Annotated in this window: 15 protein-coding genes; 9 read left to right on the top strand and 6 right to left on the bottom strand. The window is 63.9% G+C overall.

The features are described 5' to 3' along the window. The first annotated feature begins 8 nt into the window (after window positions 1-8). The 5 genes from JWQ24_RS10080 to JWQ24_RS10100 all read left to right on the top strand — a co-directional run bounded on the left by JWQ24_RS10080 (window position 9) and on the right by JWQ24_RS10100 (window position 2,710). A complete protein-coding gene (locus JWQ24_RS10080) occupies window positions 9-593 on the top strand; it encodes a glycerol-3-phosphate responsive antiterminator (RefSeq protein ID WP_299807197.1) in 585 nt (194 codons plus the stop codon). Window positions 594-682: 89 nt separating this feature from the next. Further along, on the top strand, window positions 683-1,321 hold the full coding sequence (gene nthA / locus JWQ24_RS10085; protein ID WP_299807199.1) for a nitrile hydratase subunit alpha: 639 nt from the start codon (window positions 683-685) through the stop codon (window positions 1,319-1,321). Further along, a complete protein-coding gene (gene nthB, locus JWQ24_RS10090; RefSeq protein ID WP_299807201.1) occupies window positions 1,321-1,977 on the top strand; it encodes a nitrile hydratase subunit beta in 657 nt (218 codons plus the stop codon). Before nthA ends, nthB begins: the two co-directional genes overlap by 1 nt. Next, complete coding sequence (locus tag JWQ24_RS10095; RefSeq protein ID WP_299807282.1) at window positions 1,977-2,363, top strand: nitrile hydratase accessory protein; 387 nt, start codon at window positions 1,977-1,979, stop codon at window positions 2,361-2,363. Before nthB ends, JWQ24_RS10095 begins: the two co-directional genes overlap by 1 nt. 119 nt (window positions 2,364-2,482) lie before the next feature. After that, window positions 2,483-2,710 carry a hypothetical protein gene (locus JWQ24_RS10100; RefSeq protein WP_299807203.1) on the top strand — a complete coding sequence of 76 codons (228 nt, stop codon included), beginning with the start codon at window positions 2,483-2,485 and terminating at the stop codon, window positions 2,708-2,710. 27 nt (window positions 2,711-2,737) lie between these two features. Here the strand turns inward: JWQ24_RS10100 and JWQ24_RS10105 are convergent, their stop codons facing one another. The 3 genes from JWQ24_RS10105 to JWQ24_RS10115 form a co-directional block, all read right to left on the bottom strand. Continuing rightward, window positions 2,738-4,156, bottom strand: a complete 1,419-nt coding sequence (locus JWQ24_RS10105; protein ID WP_299807205.1) for an HlyD family type I secretion periplasmic adaptor subunit — start codon at window positions 4,154-4,156, stop codon at window positions 2,738-2,740. After that, the gene (locus JWQ24_RS10110; protein ID WP_299807208.1) at window positions 4,143-6,278 is read right to left on the bottom strand and encodes a type I secretion system permease/ATPase; all 2,136 of its coding nucleotides are present in this window, start codon (window positions 6,276-6,278) and stop codon (window positions 4,143-4,145) included. The genes JWQ24_RS10105 and JWQ24_RS10110 overlap by 14 nt, the downstream gene beginning before the upstream one ends. 171 nt (window positions 6,279-6,449) lie before the next feature. Continuing rightward, entirely contained in the window at window positions 6,450-8,783 is a 2,334-nt protein-coding gene (locus JWQ24_RS10115) for a matrixin family metalloprotease (protein WP_299807210.1), read from the bottom strand. Window positions 8,784-9,206: 423 nt separating this feature from the next. On the opposite strand from JWQ24_RS10115, the gene JWQ24_RS10120 reads away from it, so the two are divergent. The 3 genes from JWQ24_RS10120 (at window position 9,207) to JWQ24_RS10130 (ending at window position 11,277) form a co-directional block, all read left to right on the top strand. Next, on the top strand, window positions 9,207-9,722 hold the full coding sequence (locus JWQ24_RS10120; RefSeq protein ID WP_299807212.1) for an acyltransferase: 516 nt from the start codon (window positions 9,207-9,209) through the stop codon (window positions 9,720-9,722). 94 nt (window positions 9,723-9,816) lie between these two features. Then, window positions 9,817-10,467, top strand: a complete 651-nt coding sequence (locus JWQ24_RS10125; RefSeq protein WP_299807214.1) for a glutathione S-transferase family protein — start codon at window positions 9,817-9,819, stop codon at window positions 10,465-10,467. A gap of 39 nt (window positions 10,468-10,506) precedes the next feature. Next, window positions 10,507-11,277 (top strand): enoyl-CoA hydratase/isomerase family protein, encoded by a 771-nt coding sequence (locus JWQ24_RS10130; RefSeq protein WP_299807215.1) that lies wholly within the window; start codon window positions 10,507-10,509, stop codon window positions 11,275-11,277. A 5-nt stretch (window positions 11,278-11,282) separates the two neighbouring features. Here JWQ24_RS10130 and JWQ24_RS10135 read toward each other — a convergent pair whose 3' ends face one another. The 3 genes from JWQ24_RS10135 to JWQ24_RS10145 all read right to left on the bottom strand — a co-directional run bounded on the left by JWQ24_RS10135 (window position 11,283) and on the right by JWQ24_RS10145 (window position 15,809). Beyond that, a complete protein-coding gene (locus JWQ24_RS10135; protein ID WP_299807217.1) occupies window positions 11,283-12,224 on the bottom strand; it encodes a metallophosphoesterase in 942 nt (313 codons plus the stop codon). A gap of 175 nt (window positions 12,225-12,399) precedes the next feature. Next, window positions 12,400-12,831, bottom strand: a complete 432-nt coding sequence (locus tag JWQ24_RS10140; protein WP_299807219.1) for a heme-binding protein — start codon at window positions 12,829-12,831, stop codon at window positions 12,400-12,402. 29 nt (window positions 12,832-12,860) lie between these two features. Next, window positions 12,861-15,809 (bottom strand): FAD-binding and (Fe-S)-binding domain-containing protein, encoded by a 2,949-nt coding sequence (locus JWQ24_RS10145; RefSeq protein WP_299807220.1) that lies wholly within the window; start codon window positions 15,807-15,809, stop codon window positions 12,861-12,863. A gap of 229 nt (window positions 15,810-16,038) precedes the next feature. Here JWQ24_RS10145 and JWQ24_RS10150 point away from each other — a divergent pair, with 229 nt between their 5' ends. Then, on the top strand, window positions 16,039-17,238 hold the full coding sequence (locus JWQ24_RS10150) for an aminotransferase class V-fold PLP-dependent enzyme (protein WP_299807221.1): 1,200 nt from the start codon (window positions 16,039-16,041) through the stop codon (window positions 17,236-17,238). The last annotated feature ends 59 nt before the right edge of the window (window positions 17,239-17,297 follow it).

The raw sequence follows: 17,297 nt of genomic DNA on the forward strand, positions 1-17,297 counted from the left end.
TAGCGAGGATGGACAAATCACTGGCCTTACGGTTAACGCGACACCCGGTTATCGCGACGCTCTATGGTGCCGAGCACATCGATGATTTCATCGCTGGCGAAGCCGAAATTTCGATCGTCGCGAACTTCGAGCTGCGTAAACTGCGGTCAGTGATTCAGTCCCTTCTGGATGCCGACAAATACCCCATCGTGAACATCGACAGTTGCGATGGGCTTTCCCAGGACAAAGGCGGGATCGATTATCTCGCCGAGATTGGCGCCAAGGGGCTGGTTTCGACGCGCGTTGCGACCGTGCAGCGCGCCAAGAAATCCGGACTCGTGGCCGTTCAAAAGGTTTTCGTCACGGATCGTTCGACCTTTCCGAGAAGCGTTGCGGCGCTGGAGCAAAGCGAGCCCAATCTGGTTCAGCTGATGCCGGCGCCGATGCTGTCCCTGATTTCGGCGTCATCGCGCAAGGCGATGCCGCCGATCATGGCGTCGGGCTTCATTTGCGGCCGCGACGACATTGTGACCGCGCTCGCCAACGGGGCCGTCGCCGTCTCGACCAGCGACAAGAAACTGTGGCGACTGAGCGGCCAAAGCCTGCGCCGGTAGCATTGCCTTGCCGCGATGGAACCGGTGGCCTGGCTTTTGCGCCTTGCTGCCGGCGGCGACTGCGATAGGATGGCCTCGTAGGAGATGCCATGTCCGGTCACGACCACCATCATCACCACGACCATGACCACGAGCACTCGGAGCTGTCCGAGACCGAGTTGCGCGTGCGCGCGCTGGAAAGCATCCTGACCGAGAAGGGCTATGTCGATCCGGCCGCACTCGACGAACTGATCCAGACCTACGAGACCAAGGTGGGCCCGCGCAACGGTGCCCAGGTGATCGCGCGGGCGTGGAGCGATCCGGCCTATCGCGCGCGATTGCTGGCCGACGCCACGCCGGCGATTCTCGAACTCGGCTATGCCGGCCGGCAGGGCGAACACATCGTCGCGGTCGAGAACACGCCCGACCTGCACAACATGGTCGTTTGCACATTGTGCTCCTGTTACCCGTGGCCGGTGCTCGGCCTGCCGCCGGTCTGGTACAAGGCTGCGCCGTATCGCTCGCGTGCCGTAAAGGACCCGCGCGGCGTGCTCAAAGATTTCGACGTCACGCTGCCCGAGGCGACGAAGATCAAGGTGTGGGATTCCACCGCCGAGATCCGCTACCTCGTGGTGCCCCTGCGGCCCGCGGGCAGCGAAGGCATGAGCGAGGAACAACTCGCCGAACTCGTCACCCGCGACAGCATGATCGGCACCGGGCTCGCCCGTCCGCCGGCCGGGGTCGCCTGATGGACGGCGCGCATGACATGGGCGGCGCATTCGGTTTTGGCGCGGTGCAGCCCGAGCCGAACGAACCGGTGTTTCACGCCGAATGGGAACGCCGCACTTTCGCGATGACGCTGGCGATGGCCCGGCCCGGCCAGTGGAATATCGACGCCTCGCGCTTTGCCCGTGAGAACCGGCCGGCAGTCGAATATCTCGGCAAGAGCTATTTCCAGATCTGGCTCGTTGGCATCGAGCGATTGATGGCCGAACGCGGATTGGTCTCCCCTGAGGAAATCGAGACAAGCCAGGTGCTGTTGCCGCGCAAGGACGTGCCGGTGCTGAAGGCCGGCCATGTCGCGGCGATGCTGCGCAAGGGCGGGCCGACGCTGCGTTCGACGGATTTGCCGGCGCGCTTCGCCATCGGCGACCGGGTTCGCGCCCGCGTGATGCATCCACCGACCCATACGCGGCTGCCGCAATATGTCCGCGGCCATGTCGGTGTGATCGAACGGTTGCACGGCGCGCACGTGTTTCCGGACAGCCATGCGATGGGGCAGGGCGAACAGCCGCAATGGCTCTACACCGTCGCCTTCGACGGCCGCGAGTTGTGGGGCGACGACGGCGATGCGTCGGCGACCGTCTCGGTCGACGCCTGGGATTCGTATCTGGAACCGGCATGATGACGCTCAACCCACAGGCCGGCATAGGGGCATTCATCGCCGTGCCCGGCATTCCCTGCGATCAGGATGGGCCGGTATTTCGCGAACCGTGGGAGGCGCAAGCCTTTGCGATGGCCGTGGCGCTGCACGCGGGCGGGCTGTTCTCCTGGACCGAATGGGCGGCGACGCTGGCCACCGAGATCAAGCGGGCGCAGGCCGCAGGCGACGCGGACACCGGCGAGACCTATTACCAGCACTGGCTGGCATCGCTGGAAACCCTGATCGCCGAGAAGGGCATCGCCAGCACCGACACCCAGCATCGCTACCGTGACGCCTGGGACCACGCCGCCGACCGCACGCCGCACGGCGCGCCGATCGAGTTGAAGCCGGAAGACTTCAAATCCTGAGTGGTCGCGGCTTCCGCGACCAGTGAAATTATCCATGGCGTCGGGCGCCGTTTGCGCGTTCCGGCAATGTGTGGGAAGCGGGGTCACCGCGCCGGCATGGCGCTCCAGTAGGTAACCGCATGAGCCAGGCCTTCGAGAGACTGATCGACAAATATGCCGAGCGGAAAGACTTCGACAAGTTGACGGCGTTCCACGCCAAGCGCGTCGAGATGCTGCAGCAGCTTCAGGACGGCACTTACGACAAGAAGCATCTGGTGCCGGAGGAAGATCCCGTGCCGCTGATGGCCGAGATCGCGCGCGAGATCGCCTATCTGGAAAAGGCGCTGGCTGGCCGGCCCGCATCGTAACGTCGTCGCATCGCGACGCTGCGAGGGTTAGCGTTCCCGCAGGCTTTCCTGCTTGTAGCGCAACAGTGGCGAGAGAAGATAGCTCATCACCGACCGTGAACCCGTCTTGATCTCGGTGGTAACGGCCATTCCCGGCGACAGGTTCACGATGTTCTCATCGATCTGCATCGTGCTGCTGTCGAGCGAAATCCGGCCGGCATAGGATAGCTGATCGGACTTTTGACCGCTGCCGTCGTCCTTGGCATTCTTGTCGCCGCCCGCGCCGTCCTGCTGACGGTCACGGGCGATGGCGTCCTGCGACACGCTGATCACGCGGCCATGCAGCAGCCCGTAGCGCGTGAAGTTGAAGGTGTCGACCTTGATCGCGACCTCCTGTCCGACATGGACGAAGCCGATGTCGCGGTTGGAGATCATCGCCTCGATTTCCAGATTGCTGTCGGCCGGCACGATCACCAGCAGCGCCTGCGCCGGCGTCACCACGCCGCCGACGGTATGGACAGCGAGTTGCTGCACGGTGCCGTCGACCGGCGCCGTCAGGTTCTGCAGGACGGTGCGCTGTGCGGCCTTGATCACATCCTCGCTGAGCCCCGCGATCTTGCGCTGCGACTCCACCAGTTCGGTGGACAGCGTGCGTCGGAATTCGGCGCGCGACTGAGCCGCGCTCTCGACGATTCCGGCCAGCGCAATCTCGGCTTCGCGGACGCGGCTCCTCTGCACGGCGAGCTCCTGTTGCGCCTCGGTATAGGCCTGCAGGATTTCCAGGTAATTGACCTTGGAGCCGACCTCCTTGTCGAACAGTTGCTGCCGGATCGAGACGCGCTGCTGCAGGATCGGCAGCACTGCCTCAAGCTTGCTGATCGTGGCGGTCGCGGTGGCCAGTTCGGCGTCTTTCTTGACCTTCTGCAACTCCAGCCCGGCCTGCTTGGCGCGCTGCTCCTCGACCTGCTCGACCAGATATCGCCGCTGGATCGCGACCTGGCTGGCGCTGGCGCCGGCCGGCGGCCTGAACGCCGCGAGCGGATCGCCCTCTGCGAGCACGGTGGCGAGCCGGGCGCTTTCGAGCGTGGCGACGGTGAGGTCGTTCTGCAGATGCTTGAGTTCGGCTTCGGTGACGGTGGGATCGAGTTCGATCATGACGTCGCCGGCCTTTACCGTCTGCCCGTCGCGCACCCGGATCGCGCGCACCACGCCGGTTTCAAACGGCTGGATGGTCTTGACCCGTCCCGTCGGAATGACTCGCCCTGGCGCAGACGCCACAATGTCAATCTTGCCCAGCGAGGCCCAGGCCAGCGCCAGGCAGAACAATGCGATCAGTACCGCGGCCACCGCGCCGACCAGCGGCGGCGCCGGCGTTTCCACGATCTCGAGCGCGGCCGGCAGGAAGGCGAGTTCGTCGCTGCTGCGCTTCGGCTTGATCGGGACCACCTTGGCTTCAGCGGACTTCATGGAGACCTGCCTGCAGCCGGTGCAGCGATGCGTAACGCCCGCCGGATTTGATCAGCTCGTCGTGGCTGCCGTCTTCCACCACGCGGCCGCGATCGATGGTGATGATGCGGTTGGTCCAGCGCACCGTTGAGAGGCGATGCGCGACGATGAAGATGGTGCGCCCCCTGGCGATCTGCGGCATGTTCTGCTGGATGATCCGTTCGCTTTCATAGTCGAGCGCGCTGGTCGCCTCGTCGAAGATCAGTATCCGTGGGTTCATCACCAGTGCACGCGCAATCGCGACGCGCTGGCGCTGGCCGCCCGACAGGTTGGACCCGCGTTCGCCGAGCACGGCGTCGTAGCCGTTGGGCAGTTCGAGGATGAAGTCGTGTGCGCCGGCAAGCTTCGCCGCCTCGATGATGCGCTCGATCGGCATCGCCGGGTCGGCTAGCGCGATGTTGTCGCGCACCGAGCAGTTGAACAGCACGTTCTCCTGCAGGACCACCCCGATCTGCCGGCGCAGCCAGGCGGGATCGACGACATTGAGGTCGATGCCGTCGACCAGAACGCGGCCGCTCTCCGGCACGTAGAGCCGTTGCACCAGCTTGGCGAAGGTGCTCTTGCCGGAGCCGGACGGGCCGACGATGCCGACCACTTGGCCGGCGGGCACGCTGAGCGTGATGTCGTGCATCACTTCGGGGCCATCGAGCCGGTAGCGGAAGGAGACGTGGTCGAAGGTGACGGCGCCGCGGATCGCCGGCAGCGCGGTCTGCCCGGGATTGTGGATCGGCTCCGGCGTGGTGTTGAGAATGTCGCCGAGCCGGGCGATCGACAATCGCGCCTGATGAAAGTCCTGCCAGATCTGCGCTAGCCGCAGCACCGGCGCGCTGACCCGGCCGGCGAGGATGTTGAAGGCAACGAGCTCGCCGACCGTGAGCGTACCGGCGATTACCAGCTTGGCGCCGAAGAACAGCACGGCGGCGGTGACGATGCGGTTGACGAACTGCACCAGTTCGCTGGCGGTATTGCCGAGGCTGAGCACGCGGAAGCTCGCGGTAACATAGCCGGCGAGCTGCTCCTCCCAGCGGCGCTGCATCTGCGGCTCGACGGCCATCGCTTTCAGCGTCTCGATGCCGTTGACGCTCTCGACCAGGAACGCCTGGTTCTCGGCGCCGCGGGTGAATTTCTCATCGAGCCGACGCTGGAACAGCGGCGCGGCAAAGGCCGAGATGCCGATGTAGAACGGGAACGACGCCAGCACCAGAAACGCCAGCCAGGGCGAATACAGAAACATCACCGCCAGGAAGACAAAGGTGAAGAACAGATCGATGATCAGCGTCAGGGCCGAGCTGGTGAGGAAGTTGCGGATGTTTTCCAGCTCCCGCACCCGCGCCACGGAATCGCCGACCCGGCGCGCCTGGAAATAGGCGATCGGTAGCGCCATCAGGTGCCTGAACAAACGCGCGCCGAGTTCGACGTCGATCCGGTTGGTGGTGTGGGCGAACAGATAGGTACGCAGGATGCCGAGCACGGTCTCGAACACCGAGATCGTCACGAGGCCGATCACCAGCACGTCGAGGGTGCTCAGACTGCGATGCACCAGCACCTTGTCGATCACCACCTGGAAGAACAGCGGCGATACCAGCGCGAACAGTTGCAGAAAGAATGAGGCGATCAGGACGCGGCCGAAGGTGTGGCGATATTTGTGGATCGCGCCGAAGAACCAGGTGATGTCGAACCGCCGCGACAGATCGGTCAGCCCGACGCGGCGCGCCATCAGGACGAGCTGGCCGTCCCACACCGTCTCGAAGTCCTCGCGGCTGACCAGTTGCAGCCGCGGATCGGTAGGCGATTGCACCATCGCCTGGTCGCCGACGACCTTGCCGAGAAACACGAACGAACCGTCGCGTAGCACCGCGATGCCTGGCAGCGGGGTCGCAGCCAGCCGGTCCCACCTGGTGCGATAGGCCCGGGCTTTCAGGCCAAGGTCTTTGGCACAACGCAGCATCTCGGGAATCCCAACCGCCTGGCTGCCGAGCCGGTGGTGCAACTGCTGGGGATCGACGCCGAAGCCGTGGAAGCGCAGCAATCCAACCAGGATTGATAGCCCGGAATCGGTCGGATGGGGCTGATCAGTGGACATGGCAGCAGTTCATCAACGCTTCTCTGCGATTTGCAATAGAGAAAGGGAAGCCGCAGTTGAAAACGCCAATCGGAGCTGCCAGTCCTGAATGTCCGGCCAATTTTCGGCAATAACCAGGCGCAACCGGATTTCGCAAACTGGCCATTGCGATCCGGCGGTCAGCGATCGATATCAGGCAAACCGGAAGTTGGTCGTCGTCAGCGTGTTGCGATCGATATTCGCCAGTGTCACGGAATTGTTCGCGTCGATCGAAAACACCGTATTGGCGCCGACCTGGCTTGCATGCGACATCGCTGCAGCGAAGTTGGCGAACACCGACGGGCTGAACTGCAAGACATCCTGCGTCGTCTCGAAGTTGTAGATGCCGTCCACGCCGGAGCCGGGACGAATGGCGAAGGTGGTGGCGCCAGGCGTGCCGATCAGGATTGGGTGCGAGGGGCTAGCCACCAGCAGGTCGTTGCCCTCGATCGTGCCCCACGCCGGATCGCCCTGGTTGACGATCTGGGTGGTGAACCCGCCCGAAGCCGATGTGTACCACATGCCGACCTGGCCCGTGGCGGCATTGCCCCAGAACAGATCGCTGCGGCCGTCGCCGTTATAATCGCCGGTGCCTCGGATCTGCCAGTTCTGATCGCCGACGTCGACCGTGCGATAGGTAAAGCCGCCGGAGCCGTTGTTGGTCCAGAACCCGAGCTGGCCGCTGCTGAGGTTCCTCCACAGAATATCGGCGCGGCCATCGCCATTGAAATCGTCGGTCCCCTGAATCTGCCACGACGAATCCGTCGACTGGCCGAATATAGCCACGCTGAATCCGGACCCAGTCGAGTACCAGAGGCCGGATTGCGACGTCACCGTATTGCGCCACAAGATGTCGGCTCTGCCGTCGTTGTTGAAGTCGCCGGTGCCGGCGATCTGCCAGTTGCGGTCTGTTTGGCCTATGACCTGATAGGTGAAACTGCCGGAGACACCAGTGTACCAGATACCGAGCTGGCCGCTTATCGGGTTGGTCCAGATCAAATCGGACCGGCCATCGGCATTGAGGTCGGCAATTCCCTGGATCTGCCAGTTCATATCACCGGGGTTATTCACCTGATACGTGAAGCCGCCGGAGCCATTGCTGTTCCACAGTCCAACGGCGCCATTGGAAACATTGCGCCACACCATGTCGGCGCGGGAATCGTTGTTGAAATCCCCGGTGCCCAGCAACTGCCAGCTTGGGTCTCCCTGATTGATCGTTTCGAAGCCGAAGCCGGAGCCTCCATCGGGATTCCACAATCCAATTTGGCCCGTCGTGGAATTGCTCCACAGCAGGTCGCTGATGCCATCAGCGCGGAAGTCCAGCGGCGCTGTGGCGCGGCCGGAAACGGTGACGGTGTAGGTTCCGGTTCCGTTGTCAGCGTAGGCGCCGACCGAGATGTTGAAAATCCCTGTGAATATTGGCGTGAACCGCACGCGGGAATCCGTGTTGCTGATGGCAGCGTCATCGTTCTCCGCCGACAGTCCTCCGCCGGTGACTCTGACATAGGGATCCTGCAGCGTGCCATTGCCGCTGCGCGCACCCTGTACGTTGATCCAGTAGCTGCGGCCTTGCTGCAGGGTGACCGAGAAAGTATCGCGATCACCGATGGTCTCGAGCGTGCCGGTGGCGGTAGCGTTGACGCTGACCTGTCCGTAAGCGAGGGCAACTGCACTAGACACATCGCCGTAATCGTCTGTCGGCCCCGGCGCACCGGCTCTGGCGCCGTAGATCGCCTGCATTCCCGCGATGTCATCCGCCTGCGGCGTGGTGATCGAGGGATTGTAGATCGGCAGCATGATCGAACCCACCACCGACGTGTGGTCCAGACCTAGCGAGTGGCCAATCTCATGCGTCGCCACCGCGAGAAACATGCTGGCCGTCCAGGTATTTCCGTTGTCGAAATTGACATCGCCGGAAAGCGCGGAGCTTCCTGAGGTGCCGCTGCCCGGGCTCCATGCGGTAGCAAGGATGTTAGAGCCGGTCGCCCCGTCGATATAGCCGCCGCTGATGCGGATATTAGCCGTTGCGCCCGTGCCCATATTGCCGCCGCCGTCGGCGACCTGGACGAAATTGATATTGGCGACGGTCGACCAGGCGGCGAAAGCCTGAGTCAAGACCGCAGTATAGTCGAAGCCGAGGAAGCTCGACAGAGCGACCGTGTTGCCGGTGAACCAGGGCGCATAGCCGGAGGCATTCGACAAGCCGGCGCCGGCCAGGCTCCAGGTCACCGTTCCGCCGGTGGTGCCGAAGGCCGAAGACGGTCCCCATTTGCCGCCGAACGTGACGTAATCGCTATGAGTGGTCAATTCAGCCGGCGGTGCGCCGTCCCACATGGAATCGGACGTCCCCTGAGCCAGCGGATTGGACGCTTCGGACGCAGGTGTGATTGCGGGATGGCCGATGGTGCTGTCGAAGAGGGGGGCGTCGAAGCGGAACGTATCGAAGGCGGGATCGTCCGTACCGCCCGTCAAATTCCTCGGCCGCATCGAGCGTCTCCCGCTTAATCAAAGCCGACTGATAGCCGACCACATCAATGACTAGGTATATCCGGCTGTAATATTCGAACGCGAGCAGTGTGCCCGCTACGTTACTATCGCCCAGCGATGTGTCAATCGGAAACACAACTTGGATAGCGCTGGTGGGCTTTTGCCAACCCGCGGTAACCACCAGCAAGCGTGTTCGTCCACCCGCACTTGTCCATTCGCGGGTTGATCGTCTGCTCAGGAACTGGCGGGGCCAGCCGACCGGACGCGGTTCTCATCACAGAAGCCCCCTGATAGAAGTCGCATTTGCGCAAACGGCTTGTTTAGCTTGCCGCCGAAAATTCTGGCCGGGATGGCAGGCATGTAGATGGCGTTCACCCCCGGAAATTCCGCGACTGATAGTCCCGATTCAAACAAGGGAGCATCATGTCGATCTTGGGCTCTACGCAAAAACGGCTGGAGAAATTCCCGGCCTTCGGGGCTTTAGCGGTATCGGAGTGCCGGTTGTCGTCTTCTGTCATTTCCCGGGATGTGCTGGACAGCGGCCTCTACAATATCCTGTGGAAGGCCAACCGGGTGTCGCGGATCGGCTTAGTTGCGCTCGACATCTTCTTCGCGATCTGCGGCTTCTTCATCACCCGGCTGCTGCTGCGCGAGCGCGCCACCACCGGGCATATCTCGTTCAAGAACTTCTACAGTCGCCGCGCGCTGCGGATTTTCTCGATCTATTATCTCACGGTGTTCTTCTGCTACTTCATCTTCCACCTGAAGGGGCCGGACACGTTCAGCCTGCTGACCTACACCTTCAATTTCTACCACCCGTTCCATTCCGTGCCGCATCCGCTCGAGCTCACCTGGTCGCTCTCGGTCGAGGAGCAGTTCTATTTCTTCTGGCCGCAGGTCATCCTCCTGCCGCCGCCGCGCGTCGAGGTCCGGTCGTAGGCGAAGCGATGCCGGCTTGACGAAGCCGCGCGCCTGCGTCTCAGTGCGGGACGACGCGGGCCAAGGCCGCGCGCAGCAGGGGACGAACCGCCGCATGATCACGCTCTATCACTGCGCCCGCGCGCGCTCGTTCCGGCCGCTGTGGGCGCTGGAGGAACTGCAACTTCCCTACGAACTGAAGATGCTGCCGTTTCCGCCGCGCGTGCTGGCGAAGGAATATCTGGCGCTCAATCCGCTCGGCACCATTCCGCTGCTGCTCGACGGCGATACGCGGATGACGGAATCGGCGGCGATCGCGCACTATCTGGTGACGAAATACGGCCCGACGCCGCTCGCGGTCGGCGTCGATGAGCCCGATTACGGCGCATTCCTGAACTGGCTGCACTTCGGCGAGGCGACGCTGACCTTTCCGCAGACGCTGGTGCTGCGCTATTCCGAACTGGAGCCGGAGGAGCGCCGCCATCCGCAGGTGGTCGCGGATTATTCCAAATGGTTTCTCGGCCGGCTGCGCGTCATCGAGACGGTGACATCGACATCGGACTTCATGTGCGCAGGGCGGTTCACGGCGGCGGATATCTCGGTCGGATACGCGCTGCTGCTGGCGCAGCGGCTCGGCCTGTCCGCGCAATTCGGACCGGCGGTGGCGGCCTATTGGGCGCGGCTGCAGCAGCGCGACGGCTACCAGCGCGCGGTTGCGGCAGAAGACGCGGCCAGCGACGCGCAGGGGCTGGCGCGGCGGCAGTGAACGGATACCCCTTTTGGGACAATGAATAGCGAGCAGACCATGGCAGTTCTTCTGGAAAAGCGCGGTGCCGCGCTGTGGATCACGATCAACCGGCCGGAGAAACGCAACGCCATGAATGGCGATGTGATCGCCGGCATCGCGCAAGGCTATCGCGACGCCCACGACGACGCCGCGATCCGCGTCATCGTGCTGACCGGCGCCGGCGACAAGGCATTTTGCGCCGGCGCTGATCTGCAGAACACCGGGGCCGCGTTCGCCGCCGATTTCTCCAGGCCCAATGTCGATTTCGCGGACCTGTTGCGGCTGTCGCAAGCGGCCACCAAGCCAGCGATCGCGCGCGTCAACGGCACCTGCATGGCCGGCGGCATGGGGCTGCTGTGCATGACCGACATGGCGGTCGCCGCGGAAACGGCCGTGTTCGGCCTGCCCGAGGTCAAGGTCGGGGTGTTCCCGATGCAGGTGCTGAGCCTGCTGCAGACGATCGCGCCGCGCCGTCTGGTCAATGAATGGTGCATCACCGGCGAGCCGTTCGACGCCCACGCCGCGCGGGCGGCGGGACTGCTCAACCATGTGGTGCCGGCCGCAGAACTGGACGCCAGGATCGACTGGTTGATCGGCCGCATCACCGACAAGTCGCCGACCGCGATCCGCCGCGGCAAATATGCCATGCGCGCGATTGCGTCGATGTCGTTCGACGAGGCGATCGCCTACACCGAAAGCCAGATCGCACTGCTGGCGATGACCGAGGATGCCAGGGAAGGCCTCAAGGCGTTCGCGGAAAAGCGCAAGCCGGTCTGGCCGGGGAAGTAGCGCTGTCAGCCGGCGCGCTTGAGCCTGTGTAGAGTCACTTCTGGCGGACAGTTGAGCCGCACCGGCAACAGGCTGGTGCCGACGCCGACAGAGGTGTAGCCGGCCATGTTCTGATAGCGCCAGGCGCCGGCCCCCATCGCGCGCGGCAGCACCGCCTCCAGTTTGATGGCGAATCCTCCGGGCAGGCAGAGCTGGCCGCCATGGGTATGGCCGCTGAGCATCAGGTCGAAACCGTGGTGGGCTGCCTCGGCATAGGTCTCCGGCGTATGCGATAGCAGTATCGACCAGGCACCTTCAGGAATGGGTGCGGCGGCCTTGGCTATATCGTCGGCGCGATAGAAATGCGGGTCGTCAACGCCGGCGAGATAGATCTGCGCGCCGCCACGCGTGATTGTCTCGCATTCGTTAAACAACATGCGAATCCCCATAGCTTCCATGGCGGGCGTCATGCGAATGGTGTCATGGTTGCCGAGCACGCCATAGATCGGGCCACGCAGATGCGCGCGTAGTTGTGAAATGCCTTCGAGGCTGCGCTCGAACGGGCCGAAGGTCTTGCCGCGGTAGTCGCCGGTCAGAACGCAGATGTCGTAGGCGAGGCCGCCGACGAAGCTGATCAGGTGTTGCAATGCGCCTTCGCTGATATCGACATGCAAGTCACTGATCTGCAGGATCGTGAAACCATCGAAGGATGCAGGGAGGCGCGCTGATGTAATTTCATTGTGCTTGACGGTCACGAGGTCTGCCTGACGCCGAGCGCGCTTGTAAAGTCCGGTCAACTTGAGGGCCGTCCGGACGATCATAGGTGCCGTCAGCCAATTTTCGAGATTGAAAAAGAGCAGGCCCTGACCGAATAGCTGATGATCGTGATCGGTCTCAATCTTCAGTCGTGCCTCGACATGCGGGGCACCGATCCGTTCGATCAGGGGTTGGAGTGATCCGTCGTCCATCAATAGCTGACCTTGCTGCAGCGACGCGTGTCCGGTCGCTGCAGGGCGGCTGATTCTAGCATGGGTAGAGCGCAGCGAAACCCGTCGCCTTCGTGCGTGTGATAGACGGGTTTCGCGAAGACGTTCTGCATATCCTACGTCTTGAATTAGCCGGCGATGCGCGGCGATAGCAGAACTAGCCGGCGTTGGCTTTCAGTCCGGCGGCCTCGATGCCGGCGATGGCGCAGATCTCGTCATTGTCCGAGGTGTCGCCGGAAATGCCGACCGCGCCGAGCAGAGCACCTGATGCATCGTGGAACAGCACGCCGCCGGGGACCGGGATCATCGCGCCCTGTGCCAGCGTGTTGGCGGCGGCGATGAAGTAAGGCTGTTCCTGCGCGCGCGTGAAGATCGCGCGCGAGCCCATGCCCATCGCCAGCGCCCCATAGGCCTTGCCGTGGGCGATTTCGTTGCGCATCAGGCTGGTGCCGTCCTGCGCCAGCGAGAGCTTTACGCAGCCGCGCGCGTCGAGCACGGTGATGACCATCGGCTTGAGTTTCTTTTCGATCACCTTGGCGAGCGCGGCGTCGAGGATTTTTTGGGCAAGTGCAAGGGTGAGGTCGGCCATGAAGGAGTCCTTTGTGAGCTGGCGGTAAACTAGTGGCGGGTGGCGGCGCTGTCGAGGCTCATCGCCAGCACGCGCGCGACATGCAGGGCGCTGCGCGACGCGCCGTCGGAGATCTGGTGCCGGCACGAGGTGCCGTCAGCGACAATGAGGGTGGCGTCGTCGGCCTTGCGCACGGCGGGGAGCAGGGACGCTTCGGCCATCTGCATCGAGACGTCATAGGTGTCGGCGTCGTAGCCGAACGCGCCGGCCATGCCGCAGCAACTGCTCTCGATCGTCTCGACCGCGAGATCGGGGATCAGTCGCAGCACCTGCTGCACCGGCGTGAACGCGCCAAACGATTTCTGGTGGCAGTGGCCATGCAGCAGCGCTCTGTCGCCGACAGGGTTGAGCGGCAGTTGCAAACGCCCGGCCTCGGCCTCGCGGACCAGGAATTCCTCGAACAAAAGTGCGTGCGCGCTGACGCTCTTCGCCGCGTCGTCGGAGCGCAGCGACAACAGCTCGTCGCGCAGCGTCAGCAGACAGCTCGGCTCGAGGCCTACGATCGGCACGCCGCGCGCGGCGAACGGCGCGTAGGTGGCGACCAGACGGTCGAGCTCGGCGCGGGCGTTGTCGACGAGGCCAGCCGACAGGAAGGTGCGTCCGCAGCACAGCGCGCGGCCATCATCCGCCGGCCTTGGCAGATGCACGCGGTAGCCGCCGGCGACCAGCACCTGGATCGCGGCGTCGATATTCTCGCGCTCATAGGCGCGGTTGAAGGTGTCCGCGAACAGCACGACCTCGCGGCCATCGGCAGCGCCGACGGTGTCCGCGTCGGCGCGAAACACATCGCGCCGCCACGCCGGCAGGTCGCGCCTGGCGCTGATGCCGGCAAAGCGCTCCAGCAGGCGGCGCAGCCACGGGCTCTTGTTGCGCAGGTTCGCCAGCGGCGCGAGGCGCGCGGCGAGTGCTGCGTAATGCGGGAGATAGCCGACGAGGCGGTCGCGCAGCGTCAGGCCATGTTTCTTTGCCCGCGCGGCCAGCACCTCGATCTTCATCTTCGCCATGTCCACCCCGGTCGGGCATTCATGGCGGCAGGCCTTGCACGATACGCAGAGCTTCAGCGTATCCGCCATCGCATCCGACGTCAGCGCGTCCGGGCCGAGCTGGCCGGAAATGGCGAGGCGCAAGCTGTTGGCGCGGCCGCGCGTCACGTCCTGTTCGTTGCGCGTGGCGCGGTAGGAAGGGCACATCACGCCGCCCTCGAGCTTGCGGCAGGCACCGTTGTTGTTGCACATCTCCACCGCGCCCTGGAAGCCGCCGCCGGCGCCGGGCCAGGCCGACCAGTCCAGCACGGTCTTCAACTCGTCGATGCGATAGCCCGGCGGAAACCGAAACAGCGAGCGGTCGTCCATCTTGGGTGGATCGACGATCTTGCCGGGGTTCAGCACATTGCCGGGGTCGAAGCGGCGCTTGATCTCGGCGAAATCCGCGACGATGCGATCGCCGAACATCTGCGCGTGGAATTCCGAGCGCATGATGCCGTCGCCATGCTCGCCGGAATGCGAGCCCTTGTATTCCCTGACCATCGCGAAGGTCTCTTCAGCGATGGCGCGCATCGCCTTCACGTCCTTGTCGAGCTTGAGGTTCAGCACCGGGCGGACATGCAGGCAGCCTTCGGAGGCGTGCGCATACATCGTGCCGGTGGTGCCGTGTTTGGCGAAAATGCCGGACAGCCGCTCGGTGTAATCAGCCAGATGCGGCAGCGGCACGGCACAGTCCTCGATGAAGGAGACCGGCTTGCCCTCCTGCTTCATCGACATCATGACGTTGAGTCCAGCGGCGCGGAATTCGGCGATGCCGGTCTGCAAGGCGGGCTGGGTGATCTCGACCACGCCGCCCCATTTGCGCTTCGGGTTATCCCAGCCAAATCCAAGGTCGGCCATCAACTCGCCGAGCTGCTTCAACTTCGCGGTGTTGTCGCTCTGGTCTTGTTCGGCGAATTCGACGATCAGCACCGCATCGGGATCGCCGCGCACCGCCGTGCCGATGATCTGCTTGAACATCTCGATGTCGCGGCCCAGAGCCAGCATGGTGCGGTCGACCAGTTCGACAGCGATAGGCTTGAGCTTGACCAGATGCTGGGCCGCGTCCATCGCCTCATAGAAGCTGCCGAAGTGGCAGACGCCGAGCACCTTGTTTGATATCAAGGGCCACAGCTTCAACTCGACCTGTGTCGTGAAGGCCAGCGTACCTTCGGAGCCGACCAGCAGGTGCGCCATGTTGTTGGCGGTGTTCTTCGGCACAAGCGCATCGAGATTGTAGCCGCCGACGCGGCGCTGCACTTTTGGAAAGCGCTCGGCGATCTCGCTCGCCTCGCGCCGGCCTAGCGCCAGCATGTCGTTGAACAAAGCAGGGCCATCGTCACCGGCATTCACTTCGCCGAAATGCAACAGCGTGCCGTCGGCGAGGGCCGCGTCCATTGCGATGGTGTTGTCGCGCATCGTGCCGTAGCGCAGCGAGCGGCCGCCGCAGGAATTGTTGCCCGCCATGCCGCCGATGGTCGCGCGCGACGCGGTGGAGACATCGACCGGAAACCACAGCCCGTGCTTCTTCAACTGGCGGTTGAGGTCGTCGAGCACGATGCCGGGCTCGACCACGCAGCTGCGGCCCGCGACATCCAGCGAGATGAGCTTGTTGAGGTGTTTGGAGAGATCGATGACGATGCCGTCATTGACGGTCTGGCCGCATTGCGAGGTGCCGCCGCCGCGCGGCGTGACGATACGGCCGTCGTCGCGGCAGATCGCCAGCGCGCGCAGCGCCTCGTCTATGGTGCGGGGCACAATAACGCCGAACGGCACGATCTGGTAGAACGAGGCGTCGGTTGCGTAGCGGCCGCGGTTGAAGGGGTCGAAGAACACGTCGCCCGAGACTTCGCGCGTCAGCCGCGCGGCCAGCGCGCTGTCGGCTGCCGAACTCCGGACTATAGTGGCCTTGGCCATTCGTCTCATCCCGTATCGAAGCACCCCGCGGATGCCCGCCTTTGGCTAGCTGTCTTGCATCCGGGATTCGGCTTGGCAAGCACCGACGTGCTGCAAAGCGAGATAAGAAAACCTCATAGCTGCCCCACGTTTTTCTAACGGTATCTGGTATGCCAGACGGGCGACAAGCCTCCGGAAAAGTGCTATCCGGGCGCCTCAATGAAAAGCTACCCCCTGGGAAGGACACCATATGACTGTGCACACCGGACGGCATTTCCTGCAGATTCCCGGTCCGACCAACGTGCCCGATCGCGTGCTGCGGGCGATGGATATGCCCACGCTGGATCACCGCGGTCCGGAATTCGCTGAACTCGGCCACAACGTGCTGGCCGGCTCGCAGCGGATCTTCAAAACCAAACAGCCGGTCATCATCTATCCGTCTTCGGGAACCGGCGCCTGGGAAGCCGCCATCGTCAACACGCTGTCGCCCGGCGACCGGGTGCTGATGGCCGAAACCGGCCAGTTCGCCGCGCTGTGGCGCAGCATCGCGGAGAAGTTCAAGCTCGACGTCGAACTGGTTCCCGGTGACTGGCGTCACGGCGCCGACCTCACCCAGATCGAGGCCCGCCTGCACGCCGACAAGGCGCACGCCATCAAGGCGGTGATGGTGGTCCACAACGAGACCTCGACCGGCTGCGTCACCCATCCCCAGGAAGTTCGCCATGCGATCGACCGGGCGAAGCACCCGGCGCTGCTGATGGTCGATACCGTGTCCGGCATCGGTTCGCTGGAATATGAGCACGACGCCTGGGGCATCGATGTCACCGTTGCCGGCTCGCAGAAGGGCCTGATGCTGCCGCCCGGCCTCGGCTTCAACGTGATCTCCGACAAGGCGCTGGCCGCCTCCAAGGCGAACAGTTCGTTCCGCGCCTATTGGGATTGGCAGGAAGTCATCAACGCCAACAAGCTCGGCTCCTGGCCCTATACGCCTGCGACCAACGTGCTGTACGGGCTCAAGGAAGCCATCGCGATGCTCGAGGAAGAGGGGCTGGCCAATGTGTTCGCCCGCCACAAGCGTCACGGCGCTGCCGCCCGCGCCGCGGTGAAGGCATGGGGTCTGGAGACGGTCTCCATCGAGGCCCATGACCACTCGCCGGCGCTGACGGCTGTGATGATGCCCGAAGGCCACGATGCGGATGCGTTCCGCAAGGTCGTGCTGGAGAACTTCGACATGTCGCTGGGGACGGGGCTGGCGAAGTGGAAGGGCAAGATCTTCCGCATCGGCCATATCGGCCACTTCAACGACCTGATGCTGATGGGAACGCTGGCCGGCGTCGAGATGGGCCTCGATCTCGCCCGCGTGCCGCACCGCGCCGGTGGCGTGATGGCCGCGATGGAAGTGCTGAAGGGCCGGGACGTCGTCCAGATGCCCAAATCGGCCGTCGCGTAAGGCTCCGTCACTCAAACTTGGCTGGAGCGCGCGCGCTCCGGCCGCTATCGTGCGGTAGC

Origin of the sequence: Tardiphaga sp. (assembly GCF_028290495.1) — a bacterium.
Taxonomy (GTDB): domain Bacteria; phylum Pseudomonadota; class Alphaproteobacteria; order Rhizobiales; family Xanthobacteraceae; genus Tardiphaga.

Bases quoted from the DNA above. Each gene is read 5' to 3' on its own strand.
- JWQ24_RS10080 (WP_299807197.1), top strand. From the start codon at position 9: ATGGACAAATCACTGGCCTTACGGTTAACGCGACACCCGGTTATCGCG.
- nthA (WP_299807199.1), top strand. From the start codon at position 683: ATGTCCGGTCACGACCACCATCATCACCACGACCATGACCACGAGCAC.
- nthB (WP_299807201.1), top strand. From the start codon at position 1,321: ATGGACGGCGCGCATGACATGGGCGGCGCATTCGGTTTTGGCGCGGTG.
- JWQ24_RS10095 (WP_299807282.1), top strand. From the start codon at position 1,977: ATGACGCTCAACCCACAGGCCGGCATAGGGGCATTCATCGCCGTGCCC.
- JWQ24_RS10100 (WP_299807203.1), top strand. From the start codon at position 2,483: ATGAGCCAGGCCTTCGAGAGACTGATCGACAAATATGCCGAGCGGAAA.
- JWQ24_RS10105 (WP_299807205.1), bottom strand. From the start codon at position 4,156: ATGAAGTCCGCTGAAGCCAAGGTGGTCCCGATCAAGCCGAAGCGCAGC.
- JWQ24_RS10110 (WP_299807208.1), bottom strand. From the start codon at position 6,278: ATGTCCACTGATCAGCCCCATCCGACCGATTCCGGGCTATCAATCCTG.
- JWQ24_RS10115 (WP_299807210.1), bottom strand. From the start codon at position 8,783: ATGCGGCCGAGGAATTTGACGGGCGGTACGGACGATCCCGCCTTCGAT.
- JWQ24_RS10120 (WP_299807212.1), top strand. From the start codon at position 9,207: ATGTCGATCTTGGGCTCTACGCAAAAACGGCTGGAGAAATTCCCGGCC.
- JWQ24_RS10125 (WP_299807214.1), top strand. From the start codon at position 9,817: ATGATCACGCTCTATCACTGCGCCCGCGCGCGCTCGTTCCGGCCGCTG.
- JWQ24_RS10130 (WP_299807215.1), top strand. From the start codon at position 10,507: ATGGCAGTTCTTCTGGAAAAGCGCGGTGCCGCGCTGTGGATCACGATC.
- JWQ24_RS10135 (WP_299807217.1), bottom strand. From the start codon at position 12,224: ATGGACGACGGATCACTCCAACCCCTGATCGAACGGATCGGTGCCCCG.
- JWQ24_RS10140 (WP_299807219.1), bottom strand. From the start codon at position 12,831: ATGGCCGACCTCACCCTTGCACTTGCCCAAAAAATCCTCGACGCCGCG.
- JWQ24_RS10145 (WP_299807220.1), bottom strand. From the start codon at position 15,809: ATGGCCAAGGCCACTATAGTCCGGAGTTCGGCAGCCGACAGCGCGCTG.
- JWQ24_RS10150 (WP_299807221.1), top strand. From the start codon at position 16,039: ATGACTGTGCACACCGGACGGCATTTCCTGCAGATTCCCGGTCCGACC.